This is a genomic window from Bacillus sp. FSL K6-2944, from assembly GCF_038005385.1.
Taxonomy (GTDB): domain Bacteria; phylum Bacillota; class Bacilli; order Bacillales; family Bacillaceae_G; genus Bacillus_A; species Bacillus_A cereus.
On the sequence record NZ_JBBOTE010000001.1, the window covers coordinates 3,795,278 to 3,817,458 of the forward strand.

A 22,181-nucleotide genomic window follows, 5' to 3' on the forward strand; every position below is an offset into this window, starting at 1 on the left:
CTTACCCTTCCAAGCGAACATAAGCAATAATAGGAATACGCACAACTACATCTTCTGGTGGTCCATAAGAAGGAGAAGTACGAACAATTACTGCCCCATCCGTCACAGATAAAAGAACGCCTGCAATGATTTCTACAGCTGTCACAACTTGCACTAGTTCGCCAACATGGTTACGTAATTCATCAGTAAATAACATATATAAGTCTCCTTTCTTACGCTTCTTTAATTGATATAATACTTATAAATGGTAATAAAACCTCTGTTCCTATTCCTTCTTGCAATGTTAAGAAGTCATCACCAACTGCTACAATAACACCTGTTAATTGTCCAACTGTCACCGTAATTTCTACGTTTTTACCTAAATACTGCTTTGCAATTTCTTTAAAAGGTGATGTATTGCATTCTTTTAAAATGTTACAAATAATAGATTGAAATCTACTTGATTCAATAACTTCTTCCGTAGCTTGCTTAGAGTTTCTTTGAATAAATCTCGCGAAGTTTTGTGAAAATAAAAGTCTTTCCACAGCAGGCAATAACTTATTATCTAAAAAATAATCTAATTGTCTATTAAACAATCTTGATAATTTATGCCAATATTTTCTGAACAGACACATACACTTCTCCTCCTATTATTTTTAGATTATAAAATTTTACATCCATACATCTTAATGTATACAAAATGGATATTTTTGTGATAGGTAAGACATACATTTTCTAAAAGAAATATTTGTTTCAGAGCATAAAAAAAACTATCCAAAAGGATAGTTTCTTACACTTCAATATTCCGCAATATCGAATAAATGTCATTATTCACTTTACCAAATGATTTAATATTATTTTGAATGTTAGATAATAAAACAACATATACACTACCATTTTTACTAAATCCGTTTAAGCAATTCCAACCTGGCATTACACCATGATTCGAATAGCTTCCTGGGTCTACGTACCATCCAAACCCGTAATCCTTTTTTCCACCCGTAAACATTTGATCGTAACTCTCTTTTGAAATTAATTTTCCAGAGTATAACGCCTCATTAAATAAATATAAATCATGTGCACTCGTATATATATCACCACAACCATAAAGTTGTGACATGCTTGGAATATTAGGTGTTGTCATATTATTATTTACTATTTTATAACCCGTTGATGGGAATCTTGTTTGTTCTAACGCTGTGCCAAAGCCAGAATGTTTCATACCCGCAGTAGCAAAAATATGTTGTTTAATATATTCTTCGAGTGACTGCCCACTTACCTTCTCTGCAATATAAGCAAGTATAGAGTAGTTCGAATCAGAATACTTCCACTTCTCTCCCGGACCACCAATACGCTTTTGATTTCCTATCCGCTTTATCAGTTCTTCATGAGAAATATCTTCTTTTCCCTGCTCATATTCGGGAATCCCTGATGTATGTGTTAATAGATGTTTTAGCTGAATATTATTACCTTGTGGAAAATCTGGAATATACTTCGCAACAGTATCTTCTACTTGTAATTTATTTTGATCTTTCAATTGCATAATAGCAGTTGCTACAAACGCCTTTGAAATAGAACCAATATAAAAAGTCGTCTCTGAATTATTCGGTACTTGCTGCTCTTTATTTGCCATACCGTACCCTTTATTCAGAAGAACTTTTCCGTTCTTCACAATAACAGCTGTCCCGCTAAATCCTGCGTTTTGTAAATACTGGTCCAATTGAGCGTTTTCATTAATTTCTTGAGGTGGTCCTTCAGCAGGTTTCTCCGCTGCTTGCGCTTGCTTCATTTGTTCTTCCTGCTCTTTTTGTTTTTGCTTCTGTGCTTCTTGTTTCTTTTTTTCTTCTTTCTTTTTTAACTCTTCTTGTTTCTTCATTTCTGCTGCCGCTTTTAAAATTTCTTCTTTCTTATTATGCGCAACAATTTTTGTATACATGAAATATACAAGTGATAATAGTAAGACGAGAATGATTGTTCTTTTTATGTATACAATCGGCCGATGTGCTTTCCCATTCGCATTATTTTTTTCCTGATCCATAATTGCTTTTTTCCCCTTACTCACCAATAATTTAATTCCTCTACTAAAGATTCGTTTTAGTAGATTATGGATAATCCATTCTATATCATCCCTACTTTATCACGCACTGCACATATTACCAACCTATATGTACAAAAAAGAAAAAGAAAATTTACAAAAGTAAGATTCCCGTTAAATTATTAACAAAAAAAAGAGGATATCCTCTAAAAAATTGATGTTATCAATCTTTTGGGACATCCTCTTATCTCATTATTTATACGTGTTTTTTCATATCATCGGCAACAGATTCAACATTTGTACCTACGATAACTTGTACACTAGTATTACTTAATTTCATAACACCTTTTGCACCAGCACGTTTTAATGCTGCTTCATTTACTTGACCAGCATCTTTTACTTGTAAGCGTAGACGTGTTGCACAGTTATCAATAACTGTTAAGTTTTCTTTTCCGCCTAAAGCTGCTACGTAAGTTTCACCAATTGAACCTGCAACTGGTGCATCACCATCTTCAACTAACTCATCGTCATCTTCACGACCAGGAGTTTTTAAATCGAACTTCTTAATTAAGAAGTAGAATACTATGAAATAAATTGCTGCGTAAATTAAACCGATACCTGCTAGTAAGACTGGTTTTGTTGCAATACCGAAGTTTAAAGCATAATCGATTGCACCGGCACTAAATGAGAAACCATCATGAATGCCAAGTGATGTTGTAATGAATAAAGAAAGACCTGTTAGTACAGCATGAATACCATATAATACTGGTGATAAGAACATGAATGAGAATTCAATAGGCTCTGTAATACCAGTTAAGAATGAAGTTAATGCTAGACCAGCTAACATACCAGTAACTGCTTTACGCTTTTCTGGTTTAGCAGCTGCAATCATTGCGAAACATGCTGCTGGTAAACCGAACATCATAACTGGGAAGAAACCAGTCATAAACATACCTGCTGTTTTGTCACCTGCAAGGAAACGAGCAATATCACCATTAACAACATTACCTGCTGCATTTGTAAAGTCCCCAAATACAAACCAGAAGTATGTGTTCATTACGTGGTGTAAACCAATTGGGATTAATAAACGGTTTAATAAACCAAATAATCCTGAACCAATTGCACCTAAATTAACAATTCCATGAGCTAATGCATCAATACCATTTTGAATTGTTGGCCAAATTTGTGCAAATAGAATTCCTAATATCAGCATCACAACTGATGTAACAATTGGAACGAAACGTTTTCCAGCAAAGAAACCTAACCATTCTGGAAGTTTAATCTTATGGAATTTATTATAAAGAAGTCCTGCTATAACACCAACAATAATACCACCTAAAACTTTCATATCTACTTTAGTCGATAATTCAGCAGCCTTAGATACTTGTGTCATTGTATCCGCAAGCTTAGATGGATCTACATTTGCGCTATTACCTATTAAATCTTGGACTTTACCTAATTTACCTTGTAATTCAGCAGTTGAATACCCTTTGCTAAGTGCATCAATACTATTTTTCATAACAAGATAACCAATTGCACCTGCAAGACCTGCTGCACCACTACCATCCACTGAAAGACCGATTGCAATACCAATTGCAAAAATAAGTGCTAAGTTATCAAAAACTGCTGCGCCGGCCTGTGCCATAACAGGAATATCAAATACATCTGGTTGCCCTAAACGAAGCAATAATCCTGCTGCTGGTAGTACTGCGATCGGAAGCATTAAAGCTTTACCAATACGTTGTAAAAACTGCAACATTTTAATTCCCCCTAATTTAATTTATGAAATCGTTATCATTATAAGTGCGCTTTAGAAAACGCTTTCTATTACATAACCATAATAACATATAGTTGTATAGATGTGTAGTTTTTATTTCCGAACTTTTTATGGATAAATCTCCTATTTCCAAACTGTTATATAAAAGGAAAATTCTCCTTTTTAAAATACAGAATACTCGAAACGAAAGACCTATTATAGCACATTGAACTTTCGTTTTATCATTCCACTTTTTCATGTTATTATTTATTTCCGAGCATATCGGGAAAAGTAAACTTAGTTAATTCAAAATAGGAGCGTTGGTACTATGCAGTGCATTGAAACAAACAACTTACAACAGTTGTTAGAACAAGTAAAACCATATACAAAAAAAGGAAAACTTGCTACTTATATCCCCGAACTAGGAAATGCAAATCCAGACGATTTAGGGATTGCCATTTTCCATAAAGAAACAGAATATATCCATGCAGGCAACTCACAAACACTATTTACTCTTCAAAGTATTTCCAAAGTAATTACACTTGCCCTTGCCCTTTTAGACCGTGGTGAAGAATATGTATTTTCTAAAGTTGGAATGGAACCAACGGGTGACCCATTTAATTCTATTATTAAGTTAGAAACGACAAGTCCGTCCAAACCCCTTAATCCAATGATAAATGCAGGAGCATTAGCTATTACAAGCATGTTAGAAGGAAAAGATAACGAGGAAAAAATGGAACGTATTCTTCATTTTGTACGTGAAATAACAGATAATCCTACTATTAATTATTCCTCTAAAGTTGCCGATTCAGAACTAGAGACAGCTTACCTAAACCGTTCACTTTGTTATTATATGAAACAAAACGGAATTATCGATTGTGATATTGAAGAACTTATGGATTTATATACTCGTCAATGCGCAGTTGAAGTAAACTGCATCGATTTAGCACGTATCGGCTTAATTTTTGCAATGGATGGATATGATCCATATAAAAAGAAACAAATCATCCCTAAACATATTACAAAAATTTGCAAAACATTTATGGTCACATGTGGTATGTATAACGAATCTGGTGAATTTGCAATTCGTGTTGGTATTCCTGCAAAAAGCGGTGTAGCCGGTGGTATTTTTGGCTGCGTAAAAGGAGACATGGGAATCGGTATTTTCGGACCAGCTTTAGATGCAAACGGAAATAGTATTGCTGGTTTTAAAATTCTTGAACTTCTTTCTGCTCAAGAAGGTTGGAGCATTTTTTAATCGCGAGTTATCCTGCTATACTAGCAGGATTTTTTATTTCGCCAAAACCTCAATTTTGCGAGTTATCAATCTTCTTATAAAAACAGTGCTGAAAGTTTCTCTATATCATGCATATTTGTTCCCCCCTCCTGAATAATATAGTACAACCTAGCGCTATATGTGGAGGTGTGAAAGATGAAACTAATATTTCAAATGGGAAAACAACCTGTTCTTGAAAAAACAATCCTTCTTTTTATATTGAGTATTGTAGAAAGCTTGAAGTTAAAAGTTGTTTCACTAGACGAAGCTCACCGATACATATTCAATTTAGAAGTACTTGAATTATTAATGGATCGGAACATCGATGATCAAGTACTTGAACTTATTCATTTCGGGATGGGACTTGAAGACATTTATCACGTGCTTCCTGAAGAACTTGAGCATACGATTGAGGAATTAAAATGGCTTTGCATTCAAGTATTAAGTGAGTACAGTATGCATGAAGAATCGGAACAATTAATTGAAGATATACGGTAAAAAAGCACCTATGTAGGTGCTTTTAATGTTTTTTTAAACTATTTTTATACGCCTCAATATTTACTGGTAGCTCTTCCTCTTCCAAAGTATGTTCATTTACATCTTTATGAATGAACGCACCTTTAGGTGGTTGATGATCATGCCCTTTTTTCTTATGATCAAATGCTTTCCCGCGTCCCATACAAATCCCCCTTTCTTAAAAGAAATCCGTATTAGTATGGAGAAAAGTACGTCGATATATGCAATCCCTTGCTGTATTTCCAAGGAAATACTCGAACCTTGTTTTCTACTCTCCTTACAACAACTGATCGATCCCAATAAGAATTAATAATACTCCTGCGATAATTGTCGCCCATTTCCCTAAGTATTCTGCTAAAAATCGTTTTCCTACATACGCAAAACCACTAATACAAATAAAACTAAACACCCCAGAAATAGTCGCTGTAAGCCAAAGATTTAAATTTGTTATCCCAGCATCAAATCCACCTGCAATATTATTAATAGACAACGCAATCCCTAATACAATTGCTTCTGAAAAACTAATTGTTTTAGAACCATCAAAATCTGCTTTTTCTGGATCACGTAAAATTCCCATAAGTACATTACCATCTTTAGAGCCTACGGTATTTCTTTGCCCCAAGAAAGGCTGGCACAAAATAAACACCCCGATTATCCCTAAAACTATCGCTCCAATCAGGTTTGCTGTAAACTCTGAAATAAATAACGCAATCCAGTTCCCAAAAAATCCAGCTAATAAAGTAAATAAAAACCCAAAAAATGCGATGATAAAATTGTTGAACCACGAAATTCTAATTTTACGAATGCCATATGCAATCCCAACACCTGCATTATCTAAATTAGAAGCAATCCCGATTAAAAAAATTGAAAATAGACCTGCCGTACTCATAAATAGCCACCCCTTTTCCTCACTTTTCCATGCATCTTATGAAAATGTTGAGCAACTGTGCCTGTCTGTTTCATATACATGTAATAAATGCTCAACATTTTTTCAACAATAAAAAGGAGTGCCTTCGCTATGCCTAAAGAAAATCCAAATGAGCGGCTTAGTAGATTAATAAAAAAACTTTTAAAAGAACGTGCCTTATCTATGCGCCAACTCGGAATGCTTACAAATATTGATCCCGCAACAATCTCAAGAATTATGAATGGTAAACAACCGCCAAAACAAAAACACCTACAAAAATTCGCAGAATGTCTACAAGTTCCACCCCAATTGTTATTTGATGAAATGTATCCTGATTCTCCTCACATTAATAAAGAAAAGACGGATATGTACACATCTCTTGATACCATTCAGCAAACTCTGCAATCCTCTAACTTATTCGATTTCGATTACACTACAACTCGCGTAAAACAAGAACTCGAAAATTACGAACGCTATGCCCAGACAACAGAAGGCGAAAAACGTATTCATGACAGTTTTGCAAGCAAATTAGAGCAAATTGATAGTGCTGGTCCTTTTATTGAACAATTAACAGATATGTATCAACAATTTTGTAATGAAACCATTTCAAAAGAAGAACGTGCAGTTCTTGGGAGCGCATTACTTTATTTCATATTATCGACAGATATTATTCCCGACTATCTCTTTCCAATTGGCTATTTAGATGATGCGATTGCCGTTGAATTAGCGAAAGAGAAATTAATTGAACTAAAACGAAAGACATAGAAAAATAAAGAACTATTTCAGTTGTTTATATTCAACACTGAAATAGTTCAATAAAAAATCGTACAAGTATACATACTCGTACGATTTTACTGTACAAATCTATTTTTCCGTGTGGCACCATTCATATATAAATGCTGTTATCACTTTTGTAAATTCAATTAACTGTTCAACTTCAACTTTCTCATTTACAGAATGTGCTTCTTCTAATGTACCTGGTCCATATATAATCGCTGGAATATGAAATTCACTAAACCAACCACCATCCGTTACCGTTGCAGACATATCTAAAATTGCATTTTTAGAAAGAATTGATTCATGTACTGAGCTAAGCGTTTTTACAGCTGTATGTTCACTATCTATTTCTAAAGAAGGGAAAATTTCGCCACGATCCACAATCATTGATTCTCCGCCCCACTTAAATTGTGGTGGATTTTCACTTAGCCATGGATCGGCAGCTGCTACTTTACCGATATACTCTTCAATTTCTTTTATTATTTGTTCATGTGTTTCATTCGGATAAAAGTGCACTGTTATCCATAACCGGCACTCATCCGCAATAAAAGCTGCATGTCTTCCACCCTCAATAACAGCTGGATTAATTGTTGTTGTTCCAGACGGATAGCCTTCATATGTTTTCATAACTGCCCAATGACGCTCTAATTCTTGCAAACTTTGCACAATTTTCATCATTTTTTCAATTGCACTCGCTCCAAATAAACGTCCTCCAGCATGAATCATTTGCCTACGCGTTGCATCATGAAACGTTTGAGGGCTTTTCACAGTAATCCAGCCAGTAATTACGCCGCCCTGTCCTTGCATATGTAAATTACTCGTATCCACTACGACTGCAAAATCAGCATCATAACCTCTTTTGCAGCATTGAAGTGTACCAGCTTCTCCAACTTCTTCTCCAATTACGGATTGAAAGATTAAATCTCCAGGTAATTCAATACCAGCTTCTTGTAATAGCTGAATAGCAAATAGCGCTCCAGCTAGTCCCCCTTTCATATCAGCTGCACCACGTCCAACTAACCAACCATCTTTTATAAATGGCTCAAACGGATTTGTTTCCCACGCCTCATCTGCCGATACTTCAGCTACATCCATATGTCCATTAATAATAAGACTTTTATATGAGTCACTTTTTGCCCCTTTTTTCACGCCAACAACGTTCGGATCATTAGGATATACATCCCATTTATCAATACTAAAATTTCGTTTTCTTAAAAAATCTGCAACAAATTCTTGCGCTTCATTTGTATTTCTCGCTGGTGGTGCTAGTGTTTCAAAACGAATTAATGTTTTTGTAAGTTCTAACAATTCCTCTTTCCTTGAATCTATTTGTTTTAACAACTGCGAAACTTCTGGATTCATCGCTAATTCCCCTTTGCATACATAGTATGTTTCCAGCTTTATTTTCACAAAAAAAGAGACTGTTTACAAATCTTACAGTCTCCAAATTAATTCATATTATAAGCTCTCTACTTCCGTCGTATTTGTCTTTTCAATATGTTCTACTTTACGTGCCTTATTTCTTGTCGCACGGTAAAACAGTAAACAAACAATCATAAATGGAATACCACAATACAATGCCATTCTTTGTTCTGGAATAAAGGCCATTCCAACGATTACTGTTAAATTTAATACTAATGCAAGAAGTGGTACAAATGGATACAATGGTGTTTTAAATTTCAATTCTTTCACATCCCCGCCCTGCTTTATGTATGACCTTCTAGCTAATAAGTTAGATAGAGCAATAGATGCCCAAACTAATATCGCCCCGAACCCGGCAATAGAAAGTAGCCATAAATAAACTGTATCTTCCGCATAAATACCTGATAGTAATGAAAGGCAGCCTACAATTGTACTTACAATCAATGCATAAATAGGAACACCGTTTTTAGATAACTTACCAAAAATCGGACTAATCATTCCTTGATTAGACATAGACCATAGCATACGAGAAGTTGCATATAACCCTGAATTCGCAACGGATAGCACTGCTGTAATGATAACAAAATTTATAATATCTGCTGCATAAGGAATACCAATTTTATCAAATACAACTACAAATGGACTTTCAATTACTCCCGCTTGTTGCCAAGGGAATAGTCCAGCAAGAATAAAAATAGATAGTACAAAGAAAACAAGTATACGCCAAACTGTATTGTTAATTGCCTTCGGGATTGTTTTCTCTGGATTTTCACTCTCACCTGCTGCAATACCAACTAATTCTGTTCCTTGGAAAGAAAAATTAACTGCAATCATCGTAATTAAAATGGCTGATAATCCATTGGGGAACAATCCACCATAATCAGTAAAACTAGAGAACATCGGTGCTGGTTCATTTCCTTTCATATCTAGAAAACCAAACATTGCTGCCCCACCTAAAATAATAAATGCAATAATCGTAATTACTTTAATACTTGCAAACCAAAATTCAACTTCCGCAAAACTTCTTGAAGATAACGCATTAATAGCAAAGAGGAGTACCGCAAACACTACGCACCAAATCCATGAAGGTACATCAGGAAACCATCGTTTCATTAAAATACTAACTGCAATTAGTTCAATCCCTATCGTAGCTGACCAGTTTAACCATGACATCCATCCAACTACATAACCCGCTGCAGGGGAAATATGCTTCGTAGCATACGTTTGATAAGATCCTGCGTCAGGCATTGCAACAGCTAACTCTCCAAGACAGAGCATCGTTAAATACATAACAAATCCTCCAACAAGATATGCTACAATCGCTCCTCCAGGCCCAGCTTCATGAATTGTATACCCAGATCCTAAAAAAAGACCGGTACCAATAACGCCTCCAAGTGCAATCATAAATATGTGCCTGCTTTTCAATTCTCTTTTTAATCCTTGATTTTGATTCATCATATAAATCCCCCCTTTTCACTTTGTAAACCCATTTAATGTAAGCGTTTTTAAAATTATTCACCGTAAAAATAATGATTTAAAAGAGCAAAAATACACGTCACTTACATTAATCACTGCCTGTTACTAAAAGGTCATCCCTTACTGTTATTAATAACTTTTGATCAGCAATAGCTTGTCCTTCTACTACTTCTAATGATTCAATATAACCACTGATCCCTATCTTAATTTCTACTTTCTGTTTATCTATTGTTTCAATTAATGCTAATTTCTCCCACTCGTATACGTAAGAACTTTCCGTAACAAATAACTTCTCTACTTTCCCGTAACAAGGACTATACACGCATTCTATAACCGTCTTCACTTTATACACTCCTCCTTCTTATTAGTTGGTACTGAAACGTTGCATATCCCTCCTTTAGATATATCAATTATTATTTATGCAAAATGCGTACCAATCTCCAATTCCTATTTAAAATGAAGGTTTCTCAAAAAAAAAACTTCATAACCGCAAAATTTTTCTATCATTTCAGAGATTTTAAAAGGAAAATAGCAAAAAATTTTTGCGATTTTATAAGAATTTTAATAAAATTATAAAAAGTCAGTCTTCATAGGGTGGAATGAGGAGAAGATAATCTATGCGTACAGAAGAAATTAATTTAAAACAGATCATTGAAATGAATATGCTATATGAAACTTTACTCAATGAACTCGACATCGGAATTCATATTATTAACGAGGAAAGTAAGACGATTATCTATAACCGCAAAATGATGGAAATTGAATCAATGGAGCGCTCAGATGTGCTATATAAAAGTCCTTTAGAAGTATTCGCATTTGAGGAAAATAAAAATAGTACTCTTATAGAGGCATTAAAATTTGGAAAAACAAAGAAAAATATAAAACAAACGTATTTTAACAATAAAGGACAAGAAATTACAACGATTAACGATACTTTCCCTATAATAGAAAATGGAAAAATTAAAGGCGCTATTGAAATATCAAAAGAAATTAGTAACTTAAAGCAAACGATAAAAATAGGTCCTTCTCGAAAACAAAGTACTAAATTTACCTTTGATCACATAATTGGTGATTCTGAAGCCATTCAATCAATCATTACAGAAGGAAAAAGAGTAATTCGTACATCTTCCTCCATACTTCTAGTAGGAGAAACAGGCACTGGTAAAGAACTATTTGCACAAAGCATCCATAATGAAAGTCAGCGTTCAACAAAACCCTTTATTTCACAAAACTGTGCCGCTATACCTGATACCTTAATGGAAAGCCTACTATTTGGCACAAATCGAGGTGCCTTTACAGGAGCAATAGATAAATCAGGCTTATTCGAAGAAGCAAACGGAGGAACTTTGTTATTAGATGAAATCAATTCATTAAGCCCAATACTTCAAGCTAAGTTGCTGCGGGCTATACAAGAAAAAACAATACGAAGAATCGGAGGTACACACGAAAAAGAAATTGATGTTCGCATTATAGCAACTATCAATGAAGATCCCTTTGAAGCCATCGCACATAATCGATTAAGAGAAGACTTATATTACCGATTAAGCGTCGTTACTTTATGTCTTCCGCCTTTACGTGAAAGAAAAGAAGATATTCCAGCTCTTGTTCAGCACTTTATTGAAAAATATAATACTCAATTCGGGCTCAACGTAACCGATGTAGATGTAAATGTAAGAGAATTTTTCTATGCCTACGATTGGCCTGGAAACGTACGGGAGTTGGAACATATAATTGAAGGTTCCATGAACTTGATAGAAGATGAAACCATCATTACAGCGTTTCATCTTCCTACTCGCTTTCGCGAACGAATAAAAACAGAATTCAATATGCAACATGCACTAACTACTCACAATACTGATGCACCTAAAACTTTAAAACACACAATAGAAAAAATGGAAAAGAACTACATTAACCAAATTCTTAAAGAGAATCATGGCAACATCTCACAAGCTGCAAAATTTTTAGGATTAAGTAGGCAAAACTTACAATATCGAATTAAAAAACTGCATTTACACATATGAAATAAACATGTCTCCAAGTGTAAAAATAACTTGGTAAAATATATTATAATAAATATATAACATGCTAGAAAGGGGCTATATATATGAGTAATGATAAAAAATTAAAGTTATTACAATACTTATACTTTTTCCCTGCCATGCTCTGTATGATGTTATTCATTAATGCCGATGTAAGCAGCTCTCCTTATGCAAAGCTATTAGGAACAATTTTTGGCTCCTTTGCAGCTATTATGCTTGCTGCTTTTTGGAATTTGAAGATACGTATAAAAAACGAAAAATCTTCTTAATACTAAAAAAATCGAGCTACTTAGCCCGATTTTTTTATTTGCCATTAAAACTCAACATTCTCTAAATACAACCCACTTGCCTCAGCAAGACAATTAATTTGATTGCGCTGCTTTTCCTCTAAAATGTTTGGAATTGCTTCAGCATCTAATTGTCCTAATCCAACTTCAATTAATGCCCCGACAATTTTTCTTACCATATTATGAAGGAAGCCGTTACCACTTACTCTAATTTGTACAAACCCTGCCTCTTCCATCACATCAAGTGTATATACTTCTCGAACCATAGATTTTTTCTTTGATTTCGCATTTGAAAAAGCAGTAAAGTCATGTGAACCAACTAAATGTTTTGCAGCTGCTTTCATGCTTTTCACATTTAATTTTTTATTCACATGCATGCTGTATTTACGCATAAATGGATTTGTATGCTCTTCATTCCAAATTTTATACAGATATGTTTTTGCTTTAGAATTGTAACGAGCATGGAAACGATCATGTACTTCTTCCACATTCGTAATGCTAATATCGTTAGGTAAATATTGATTTAAATATTTTTTCACTTTATGTTCCACTAACTTCTCATCACTTTGAAAGTTAGCAACTTGATTCAAAGCATGTACACCAGCGTCTGTTCTACTACAACCGATAATTTCAGTTTCTTTTCCGACCATTTCAGAAATGACACTTTCGATTTTTCCTTGAATCGTATTATCGTTATTTCCGAGACGTTGCCATCCTTTAAAACGTGCACCATCGTACTGAATCGTTAATTTATAATTGTTCATTTCATTCTCCTTCATAGAAAATATTCCCTCATACCATGAGGGAATATTAATAAACTTTACTTTCTAACAAGCTTCACTACATTTTCTACATGAGCTGTATGCGGGAACATATCAACTGGTTGTACATATTCCACTTCATAGCTCTTCATTAACGCTTGTACATCACGCGCTAATGAAGAAGGGTTACAAGATACGTAAACAACTTGTTTCGGTTTCACTTTTAAAATTGTTTCCAGTAATTTATCATCGCAACCTGTACGAGGTGGATCGACAACAATTACATCTGGACGCCATCCTTCTTTTACCCATTTCGGTAACCATTGTTCAGCTTTACCTGCTTCATATTTCGTATTTGTAAATCCGTGACGCTTCGCATTTTTTCTTGCGTCTGCAATCGCTTCTGGAATTACATCCATACCACGTACTTCCGCTGCATCATTTGCAAGCCAAAGTCCGATTGTACCAACACCACAATACGCATCTACAATTTTCTCATTTCCTGTTAAAGCAGCCGCTTTTTTCGCTTCATTATATAAAACAACCGTTTGTTCTGGATTCAACTGGAAGAATGCACGTGCTGACAGTTCAAATGATAAATCACCAAGTGTTTCTTGAATGACTTCTTTTCCAGCTAATTTAAATGTTTTATCACCGAAAATAACAGATGTTTTACGCCAGTTTACATTTTGCATAATCGATTTAACAGCTGGCATCTGTTTTTGTACTTCGGCAATAAATTGTTCTTTATTTGGCAACTCTTCTTTTGTTGTAATCAGTGTAACTTGTACTTCCCCTGTTTGAACTGCAGTACGTGTCACAATTGTACGTACTAAACCTTTTTGTTTTTTCTCATTGTAAATAGAAACATTTAATTTTTCTAAAATACGTCTTACAACTTTTGTCGCTTCATTCGTTGCTTTATGTTGAATCATACAATGAGCAATATCAATTAACTGATGTGAGTTTTGTTTATACAGCCCTGTAATAACCTTTTCGTCTTTACGCCCCACTTGTAATTGACTCTTATTACGATAATGCCATGGATTTTCCATGCCAAGCGTTGGGCGAATTTTCTCTTCCATACTATTTTTCATGTACTTCTCAAATGCTTGTACAACGATATCACGCTTTTGATTCAATTGTTCTTTATAATCTAAATGTTGCAGCTGACAACCGCCACACTCCTCATATACTGGACACGGTGCTTTCACACGATGCGGTGAAGCTTTACGAACTTTTTTCACTTTCGCTTCAGCGAAGCCACGCTGAATTTTCGTTGTTTCTGCAACAACTTCTTCTCCTGGTAATGCCCCTGGAATAAAAACAACTTGTCTCTTAAAATAACCAACGCCTTCTCCGTTAATCCCAAGACGTTTAATTGTCACAGGAAACGTTTGACCAACTTCCAACTTACTCTCATGTTGCTTTTGTATCATTATTACACCTGTTATGAAGTGACCTTTGTCAATAGTTTTTCACCCATAATATTTTTCTTGATGGCATACAAAAGCTTCAGAAATAAGATCTATCGACAGTTAACCACTCTGTTATTCGTGGATTGGTTACCTCAGGTTAATGGTTCGTCGTTAGGCTCTTATAATCTCACTGCGTGGATCACACCTTTTCAAATTCTAATAAATAGCTTGTTTATCAGAATTTCAGCCATGCCAGAAGAGGTGAGTCATAGATAGCCAGACCTGTAATTCACTATCTCTGAAGCTCATCTATGCCATCAATTGATACCTTTGGTTTCTAACTATGAATGAATCAATCAACTTCATATCCTTCCCTCTTTATTTTCGGTGAATTTTACCTGTTTCTAATCCCCATATAAAACACCCCAGTTCTCTTGCGATAGCTGTAACGGCAACATTTCTAGGTTTCCCTTGATATATCATGCGATAATATTTTCTTTGTAACCTTTCTACAGCCTGATCCGCATAAGCAATCACTTCGCTTCGTTGCCCTTTTTGTCTTGCTTTCACTCGCTTCGATTTTAATCCGATTGTTCCTTTTACCAACGCATTTGCACATTCTACAAGAGTAGACCTAACGGTCGAATTTCCTTGTTTTGTAATCGAACGTCGACTGATTTTTTCTCCACTTGAGCTTTCGCTTGGTGTCAATCCTACATAAGCCATAAATGCTTTAGCCGTGGGAAAACGAGTGAAGTCTGCAATTTCCACATGAACAGTCATTGCCGATGTTGTATCTATACCTTTTAAGCATCTTAAATTTGCGATTGGTTCTTCGTACCTTTCACGATGAGATAATTCTTCTAATCTCAGACTGAACCGCTCAATTTTATCGACTAGAACATCATACTGTAATAGGTATTCGCCTAACGTTTCTTTGAATAATCCTTGTAGATCAAGATTCTTTAACCATTTCATATAAGCGATTGTCCAGCTTGATTTCCCTTCATACACATAGCCATGCCTTAAAAGGAATGCTTTTATCTGTTGTTTTATTTTTTTCAAAGATGTTTTAAAATCACCTAACATGCGGATATACTCTTTCACGGCAACATCCTCTTCTTCTGGAACATATACTTCTTTATAGGTGCCATTTGCTAAATTAAGAGCAATCATTTTGGCATCGAATTTATCATTTTTAACCATTTTATTTTTTGATGAACTGTACATTGTTGTGGGAGCTAAAATATCACAATCAATTCCATTTTGTTCAAGAAGATTATGAAGTGAATACCCTAAACAACCAGCCTCATATCCAGCTTTAATTTTTATATCTTCACCATATTTTGTTTTCAGTTTCTCAACGAATTTTTTTACGAGAGATACATTTGAAGCACATCGTGCTTCTCTTACAATTTCCCCAGTTGTTCCGTGTAGTGCACATAAGCTAAAACTTTCCTTGTGGACATCCATCCCAATATAGATTATATTTTCCATAGTGGCCTCCTATTATCATAGGGTATAACCCCATTCATAATGTTTTCATTCATTATTATGGGTTAAAATCCCTGACTTGATAATCTAGGAGGTCGCTTCATATTATCTCTACTCTATACTTTTCCATAAATATAACGCTGCATAACTGCAGTATGGTTCACACTCTTGTTTCACTTTTTCTAAAAATGCATCATCAGGTTTATCATCTAATTGAAATATACCTTGCACTGCACGCTGAATCCCAATGTCCGCTTTCGGGAACATATTTTTCCGTCCAAGCCCAAACATTAAAAAGTTTTGCACTGTCCATGCACCAATTCCCCTAATTGGCAACAATTGTGCTGAAATGTCTTCTTCCGTCCCATTTTCTATACTCGCTAAATTTAATGTACCACTGACAATACTTCGACCTAATCCTACTATATATTCAGCCTTTCGCTGACTAAACTTCTGCTCTCTCAATTCTTCTATTGAAATATTTGCTACTATTTCCGGAGTGGGGAAAAAGAATACACCGTTCTTCTCTGTTCCATACCGTTTCACAAATTGTTCTGTTAACACAGTAGCAAATTTCAAATTTATTTGTTGGTGAATGATACAGCGAAGCAGACAAGCAAAATAATCAAATTCTAAAATAATTGGAGTATAAGCATATGTTTCAAATAGTGGACGTAATGATGTGTTTAAAAAATGATTTTGTATATCTTGAAACGGTTCATTCCAATGAAAAATGGCCCTCATTCGTTTCATGACTTTCTCTGGATCTCCTGTCTGACTAGAAATCCAAAACTGTGGATTTTGAACAGTACCAATCCCTTGTAAGCGAACAACAACCTGTTCCTCGTCTATACAAAGCGGGATATAAATAACTTTCTCATCTAATTGAATGACGTTAAGAGGATCAAAAGATAAACGTTTTAATACTTCTTCAAAATGATACGGATACTCTAACGTAACATGTTCGCTCCACATACGTTTCCCCATCCTTTTTACACATCATTATAGCATGAGAAAACCGTAAGCATACCTGCTTACGGTTGATTGCCTTTTACTAAGTCATCTAGACTTTTAAAATGATACCCTTTCTCGCGCAAATCATCAATGATTTTCGCAAGTGCTTCTGCATTATCTTTTGATATTGCATGAAGTAATAAAATAGATCCTGGATGAATCATCGTCATAACATTATTATGCGCATATTGCCATCCTCTTTGCTGATCCACTTTCCAATCCAAAAATGCAAGTGACCAAAATACATTATAATAGCCCATTTCTTTCGTAAGAGCTAACGTTCTTTCACTAAATACACCGCGCGGAGGACGTACATATTTCACTTCTTTTTGCCCAGTTACTTTTTTAATTTCTTCCGTTACACTTGTTAATTCTTCACGAAGTTTCTCATCATTTACCGCTGTAAAATCAGGATGACTCCAAGAATGGTTTCCAATAATATGTCCTTCATCCTTCATTCTTAACAATAAATCTTTTTGTGTTTTAATGTAATGCCCCGTTACAAAGAAAGTTGCTGGTACTTTTTTCTCTTTTAATACATCTAATATTTTCCCTGTGTATCCATTCTCATATCCATTATCAAATGTTAAATAAATATCTTTTTTCTTCGTATCTCCTAAATAAAACCCGCCATTTTTTTGTAGTAAATCTGTATATAACTTTCCTGCATCTGGTACTGTTTCATTTTTAGGACGCGGGATTCCCCAGTTATGTGGAGTATTTGTATAAGCCAGTGCTGAAACTGGAACAAGTGCCATCATAATTGAAAAAATGAGACCGATATATAACCATTTATATTTCATAAATAGTCTCCTTTCCATATATAATCGTACTTGTAGTTTCTGTTGCTACACATTCTTTCATGCTGAACATGTTTTTCTATATATACCAAAAAAATGCATCTCGAATCATTCGAGATGCATTTTTTATTTACTTAAATACTGGCTCTTTAAAGCTAGCTAATTTTTCAAGTGATGTTTTATCAACATCTGCATGTAAGCTATTACCATGAGAGTCCATCGTTACAACTGCTTTAAACCCGTCGATACGTAAATGCCACATTGCTTCCGGAATACCAAATTGTAAGAAATCAACATCTTTCACTTCTTTAATACATTCAGCATAATATTGCGCTGCACCACCGATTGCGTTTAAATATACACCGCCGTGTTCTTCTAAAGCCGCTAATGTTTTCGCACCCATACCGCCTTTTCCAATGACAGCGCGAATACCGAATTTCTTCATAATATCGCCTTGGTACGGTTCTTCACGAATACTTGTCGTTGGACCTGCCGCTTTAATTTGCCAATTGTCATTTTCATCTTTCACAACAACTGGACCACAGTGGTAAATAATTTGTCCATTTAAATCTACTGGACAATCATTATCCATTAAATGCTTATGGATTGCGTCACGACCTGTATACATCATGCCATTAATTGTTACAACATCACCAACGCGAAGTTCACGAATTTGCTCTTCTGTAATTGGTGCTTGTAATACAATCTCACGTTGCTCTGTTTTTTCTTGTACTTCATGCTGAAGTGTATCTTCACCTTCTTGATATAGCCAATCCATAATGTCTCCTGTTTCAGGATGGATTTTCACACCAAGGCGACGATATGCCCAGCAATTATACGCAACAGATACATAGAAACTAGCTGGCAAACGATTATAGACGCCAATTTTACAACCAAGTAAAGTTGTTTCTCCGCCAAATCCCATCGTACCAATGCCAAGCTTATTCGCATTTTCTAATACGTACTCTTCAAGATGTTGTAACTCTGGTACTGGATTGACATCATCTAATGTACGGAATAATTGATTTTTTGCCAATTCATAACCTGATGTGCGGTCTCCCCCGATACCAACACCAATTACACCAGCGCTACATCCTTGCCCTTGTGCTTGATATACTGCATGAAGAAGGCATTTACGAATCCCTTCTAAATCACGGCCAGCTCGTCCAAGTCCTTCTAGTTCACACGGTAAGCTATATTGAATATTTTTATTCTCACAGCCACCACCTTTTAGGATTAAACGTGCATCAATATAATCTTTTTCCCATTGTTCAAACTTAATCACCGGTGTACCTGGTCCTAAATTATTTCCACTATTATCTCCAAAAAGAGAATCAACAGAATTGGGACGAAGTTTACCATCTTTTGTCGCCCGCTCAAGCGCATTATAGATAGCTTCCTTCAACTTTAATTGATTCACACCAACTGGTGTATAAATTTTAAACGTTGGCATCCCTGTATCTTGGCAAATCGGCGAGATGTTATCATCAGCCATTTTAATATTATTTGTAATTGTGCCAAGTGCCATCGCAGAACGAGTCCCTGCATTTTCTCGCTCTTTCGCTTGTTGAATCGCACGACGAACATCTTTCGGTAAGTTCGTTGACGTTTCAACAATTAGTTGATACATGCTTTCTTGAAGCTTTTCCATTGTTACTTCCCCCTCAATTGTGAACGCTACCAAAACGTTATGAGCTGAAAATTCAATTGTTATGCTCTTTAGCTATTTATTTGTTTCACGCTATTAGAGCATAAATGAAATTTTTCACAACTTGATTATACCTCTTTTTCTATCGTCCTTCTATTACCCGAACAGAAAAAGGCTACCAAATTGGAATTGGTAGCCTTTTTAATATATTATTCGTCTTTTTTAAATTGCTCACATTTTAATTCTAATTCATCTAACATTGCAAGAAGACGATCTACATCTTCTAATTCTACTTCTTCAGGTTCAATTGTATCAATTACTTCAATGAACATATTTAAACGTTCTTTTAAATATACTAATTGTGTATCTTTATCTTGAATTGCTTTTCCCATGAAGGCACTCTCCTTTTAATTCGAGTTGCTTTTATTATACCGCAAAAACGATTGCTATGGGCATGAAATTTCATCAATTTTGTCACAGTCATCCACTATAATGTAAGCCCTCTCTCTTTCCATGCTAAAAAGTTTCACTTTATAAAAAGCACATATTCTTCTATTATAGAGAATGGACAAATTGTTATTTCAATAGTCAAAGGAGTATTTCATATGACGATATCACAAAAAATGAAGCCGATTACTCCTTCTTACGATCCATGGGAAGCGTATATGGACCTTGAAGAGTACGGCAAACTACTATTAACAAATGTTGAATTTACAACGACGACGTTATGCAACATGCGCTGTGAGCATTGCGCTGTTGGTTACACGTTACAGCCGAAAGACCCAAATCCGCTTCCGATGGATCTTTTATTAAAACGATTAGATGAGATTCCTCATTTACGTTCTTTAAGTATTACTGGCGGCGAACCTATGCTTTCAAAAAAATCCGTCGACAACTATGTAACACCACTCTTAAAATATGCCCATGAACGAGGCGTTCGCACTCAAATCAACTCTAACTTAACTATAGATTTAGCACGTTACGAACAGATTATTCCTTATTTAGACGTATTGCATATATCTCATAACTGGGGAACAATTGATGACTTCGTTGAAGGCGGATTTGCAATGATGGAGCGTAAGCCTACTTACGAACAACGTGCAAAATTATTTGAAAGAATGATTACAAATAGTAAGGCTCTATCAGATGCAGGTGTACTTGTATCGGCCGAAACAATGCTAAACAAAAGAACTCTACCACATATTGAACATATTCACCGCCAAATCGTCGAAGAGATGGGCTGTAAACGTCATGAAGTTCATCCAATGTATCCAAGTGACTTCGCGAGTAATCTAGAGATTTTAACAAAAGCTGAAATTCGTGATGCGATTGAACATTTACTAGAAATTCGCGATGAAAATGTATGGATGCTATTTGGAACTTTACCTTTCTATGCTTGTAGCGATGACGAAAAAGACATAGCTACATTTAAAAAATTGCAAGAGAGCAAAAATGTAACTGTTCGTAATGATCCAGATGGCCGTTCTCGTTTAAATGTAAATATTTTCGATGGAAATATTATTGTGACGGACTTTGGTGATGTTCCACTTCTAGGAAACATACAAACAAACACATTACAAGAAGCGTATGAAAAATGGAGCACTTCAAAAACAGCAAAATCATTAAGCTGCCACTGTCCTGCAGTAAAATGTCTTGGACCAAATGTTCTTGTAAAAAACAGCTACTATCCGACAGAAGATTTCTTATCAAAAACAGCAAACATTACATTATAAAAAAACGTCAGCTTATAAGCTGACGTTTTTTATGTTATTGCGAGTGAGAAGAAGAAATAAATTTAAAAAACAAATGATCATGAATTGGAATTGCCGCTCCAATTCCTTGAGAAGTAATATTTTTCACAACAAGTCTTTTTTGATTTCCCTTTAATACAAGATACACTTCTCCAAATGTTACTTTTCCCTTTTCATTTACTGCTGGTGTATAAGCGTATAAATATCCAAGTTGACTCGGACTAATATTATACACACGCTCATGTCCAGTACCATAACCAATAGTTGTCTTAAACGAAAGAGGTAATTGTACTTTTTCAAGTGCTTTGAGAAGCATCATTTTTTTCACATCTGCAGCATCTTTCATATCTGCTGTTAAATCGCCTTCAACCGTCTTTTGTGTTTCTTGCTTATAGCGAAGTGGATATAAACGGTCTCCTCCGCGATTATCATACACATTTCGATTCACTTGTTTATATTCCCAATTAATCGATGTATCAATCGATTCATAATGTAAAGCCCATTGACCTAAATAAATCTTCGCTCGGTACCCTACCGCAAGCGGCGCATTCGAAATTGTCGTTTCATTAAACATTCGAATTAAGTCTGGGTTTTCAATTTTAATATTTGCTGTTTTCAATAGTTCTTGAGCAAACTTACTCGGTTGCAAACGCGGTAAATCTTGCGCATCGTTTGGAAACGTATTGTCTTTAGAAATATTTAAAACAGATGAAGGCATTTTTGTTTCTACCGTTGTCTTTGCAAAACTCATGTTAGGAAATAATAGAATAAACGAGACCATAGTTGAAAGACATATGCTGTATACTCGTTTCACCTGTCTGGCTC

At 35.1% G+C, this 22,181-nt stretch carries 23 protein-coding genes and 1 pseudogene; 6 read left to right on the top strand and 18 right to left on the bottom strand.

Annotation, left to right across the window (positions count from 1 at the left end; translation table 11 throughout):
• Position 1 precedes the first annotated feature (1 nt).
• The 5 genes and pseudogenes from MHH55_RS19450 to MHH55_RS19470 all read right to left on the bottom strand — a co-directional run bounded on the left by MHH55_RS19450 (position 2) and on the right by MHH55_RS19470 (position 4,029).
• On the bottom strand, positions 2-196 hold the full coding sequence (locus MHH55_RS19450) for a hypothetical protein (protein WP_000899469.1): 195 nt from the start codon (positions 194-196) through the stop codon (positions 2-4).
• Positions 197-212: 16 nt separating this feature from the next.
• Positions 213-614, bottom strand: a complete 402-nt coding sequence (locus MHH55_RS19455) for a hypothetical protein (protein WP_000335530.1) — start codon at positions 612-614, stop codon at positions 213-215.
• A gap of 155 nt (positions 615-769) precedes the next feature.
• Positions 770-2,017, bottom strand: a complete 1,248-nt coding sequence (locus MHH55_RS19460) for a serine hydrolase domain-containing protein (RefSeq protein ID WP_078186910.1) — start codon at positions 2,015-2,017, stop codon at positions 770-772.
• Positions 2,018-2,270: 253 nt separating this feature from the next.
• Positions 2,271-3,773: an N-acetylglucosamine-specific PTS transporter subunit IIBC gene (nagE, locus tag MHH55_RS19465; RefSeq protein ID WP_000938900.1), complete on the bottom strand. Its 1,503-nt coding sequence runs from the start codon at positions 3,771-3,773 to the stop codon at positions 2,271-2,273.
• A gap of 141 nt (positions 3,774-3,914) precedes the next feature.
• Positions 3,915-4,029: pseudogene (locus MHH55_RS19470) on the bottom strand (transcriptional regulator).
• Between the two features lie 69 nt (positions 4,030-4,098).
• Between MHH55_RS19470 and glsA the strand changes: the two are divergent.
• Together glsA and MHH55_RS19480 are read left to right on the top strand one after the other, a co-directional pair.
• Positions 4,099-5,028, top strand: coding sequence for a glutaminase A (gene glsA / locus MHH55_RS19475; protein ID WP_001149861.1), 930 nt, complete (start codon positions 4,099-4,101; stop codon positions 5,026-5,028).
• A gap of 174 nt (positions 5,029-5,202) precedes the next feature.
• The gene (locus tag MHH55_RS19480) at positions 5,203-5,544 is read left to right on the top strand and encodes a DUF3969 family protein (protein ID WP_000766604.1); all 342 of its coding nucleotides are present in this window, start codon (positions 5,203-5,205) and stop codon (positions 5,542-5,544) included.
• Positions 5,545-5,566: 22 nt separating this feature from the next.
• Here the strand turns inward: MHH55_RS19480 and MHH55_RS19485 are convergent, their stop codons facing one another.
• Positions 5,567-5,725, bottom strand: coding sequence for a hypothetical protein (locus MHH55_RS19485; protein ID WP_000532409.1), 159 nt, complete (start codon positions 5,723-5,725; stop codon positions 5,567-5,569).
• Between the two features lie 114 nt (positions 5,726-5,839).
• Complete coding sequence (gene ytaF / locus MHH55_RS19490) at positions 5,840-6,451, bottom strand: sporulation membrane protein YtaF (protein WP_000100723.1); 612 nt, start codon at positions 6,449-6,451, stop codon at positions 5,840-5,842.
• 129 nt (positions 6,452-6,580) lie between these two features.
• Here ytaF and MHH55_RS19495 point away from each other — a divergent pair, with 129 nt between their 5' ends.
• Positions 6,581-7,234 (top strand): helix-turn-helix domain-containing protein, encoded by a 654-nt coding sequence (locus MHH55_RS19495; protein WP_001123715.1) that lies wholly within the window; start codon positions 6,581-6,583, stop codon positions 7,232-7,234.
• A 99-nt stretch (positions 7,235-7,333) separates the two neighbouring features.
• Here MHH55_RS19495 and MHH55_RS19500 read toward each other — a convergent pair whose 3' ends face one another.
• The 3 genes from MHH55_RS19500 to MHH55_RS19510 all read right to left on the bottom strand — a co-directional run bounded on the left by MHH55_RS19500 (position 7,334) and on the right by MHH55_RS19510 (position 10,487).
• Entirely contained in the window at positions 7,334-8,608 is a 1,275-nt protein-coding gene (locus tag MHH55_RS19500) for an acetylornithine deacetylase (RefSeq protein ID WP_078186909.1), read from the bottom strand.
• 96 nt (positions 8,609-8,704) lie between these two features.
• Entirely contained in the window at positions 8,705-10,126 is a 1,422-nt protein-coding gene (locus MHH55_RS19505; protein WP_000981865.1) for an amino acid permease, read from the bottom strand.
• 106 nt (positions 10,127-10,232) lie between these two features.
• A complete protein-coding gene (locus MHH55_RS19510) occupies positions 10,233-10,487 on the bottom strand; it encodes a biotin/lipoyl-containing protein (RefSeq protein ID WP_000859480.1) in 255 nt (84 codons plus the stop codon).
• Between the two features lie 274 nt (positions 10,488-10,761).
• Between MHH55_RS19510 and MHH55_RS19515 the strand changes: the two genes are divergently transcribed.
• Both MHH55_RS19515 and MHH55_RS19520 read left to right on the top strand, forming a co-directional pair.
• Positions 10,762-12,165: a sigma-54 interaction domain-containing protein gene (locus MHH55_RS19515; protein ID WP_001258445.1), complete on the top strand. Its 1,404-nt coding sequence runs from the start codon at positions 10,762-10,764 to the stop codon at positions 12,163-12,165.
• 83 nt (positions 12,166-12,248) lie between these two features.
• Complete coding sequence (locus MHH55_RS19520) at positions 12,249-12,452, top strand: hypothetical protein (RefSeq protein WP_000063860.1); 204 nt, start codon at positions 12,249-12,251, stop codon at positions 12,450-12,452.
• A gap of 44 nt (positions 12,453-12,496) precedes the next feature.
• Here MHH55_RS19520 and truA read toward each other — a convergent pair whose 3' ends face one another.
• The 7 genes from truA to MHH55_RS19555 all read right to left on the bottom strand — a co-directional run bounded on the left by truA (position 12,497) and on the right by MHH55_RS19555 (position 19,997).
• Complete coding sequence (gene truA, locus MHH55_RS19525; RefSeq protein WP_033687392.1) at positions 12,497-13,234, bottom strand: tRNA pseudouridine(38-40) synthase TruA; 738 nt, start codon at positions 13,232-13,234, stop codon at positions 12,497-12,499.
• Between the two features lie 56 nt (positions 13,235-13,290).
• Positions 13,291-14,670, bottom strand: a complete 1,380-nt coding sequence (rlmD, locus tag MHH55_RS19530) for a 23S rRNA (uracil(1939)-C(5))-methyltransferase RlmD (protein ID WP_000615206.1) — start codon at positions 14,668-14,670, stop codon at positions 13,291-13,293.
• Positions 14,671-15,027: 357 nt separating this feature from the next.
• Positions 15,028-16,146 carry an IS110 family transposase gene (locus tag MHH55_RS19535; protein ID WP_340880263.1) on the bottom strand — a complete coding sequence of 373 codons (1,119 nt, stop codon included), beginning with the start codon at positions 16,144-16,146 and terminating at the stop codon, positions 15,028-15,030.
• Positions 16,147-16,254: 108 nt separating this feature from the next.
• Positions 16,255-17,118: a DNA-3-methyladenine glycosylase family protein gene (locus MHH55_RS19540; protein WP_000269422.1), complete on the bottom strand. Its 864-nt coding sequence runs from the start codon at positions 17,116-17,118 to the stop codon at positions 16,255-16,257.
• Between the two features lie 59 nt (positions 17,119-17,177).
• Positions 17,178-17,960 (bottom strand): delta-lactam-biosynthetic de-N-acetylase, encoded by a 783-nt coding sequence (pdaA, locus tag MHH55_RS19545; RefSeq protein WP_000875956.1) that lies wholly within the window; start codon positions 17,958-17,960, stop codon positions 17,178-17,180.
• A gap of 127 nt (positions 17,961-18,087) precedes the next feature.
• The gene (gene fumA, locus MHH55_RS19550; RefSeq protein ID WP_000413523.1) at positions 18,088-19,608 is read right to left on the bottom strand and encodes a class I fumarate hydratase; all 1,521 of its coding nucleotides are present in this window, start codon (positions 19,606-19,608) and stop codon (positions 18,088-18,090) included.
• A gap of 206 nt (positions 19,609-19,814) precedes the next feature.
• Positions 19,815-19,997, bottom strand: coding sequence for an SE1561 family protein (locus tag MHH55_RS19555; protein ID WP_000513558.1), 183 nt, complete (start codon positions 19,995-19,997; stop codon positions 19,815-19,817).
• Positions 19,998-20,210: 213 nt separating this feature from the next.
• On the opposite strand from MHH55_RS19555, the gene yfkAB reads away from it, so the two are divergent.
• Positions 20,211-21,338: a radical SAM/CxCxxxxC motif protein YfkAB gene (gene yfkAB, locus MHH55_RS19560; protein ID WP_000156016.1), complete on the top strand. Its 1,128-nt coding sequence runs from the start codon at positions 20,211-20,213 to the stop codon at positions 21,336-21,338.
• A gap of 34 nt (positions 21,339-21,372) precedes the next feature.
• On the opposite strand, the gene MHH55_RS19565 is transcribed toward yfkAB, so the two are convergent.
• On the bottom strand, positions 21,373-22,170 hold the full coding sequence (locus tag MHH55_RS19565) for a YfkD famly protein (RefSeq protein ID WP_001990596.1): 798 nt from the start codon (positions 22,168-22,170) through the stop codon (positions 21,373-21,375).
• Positions 22,171-22,181: the final 11 nt, after the last annotated feature.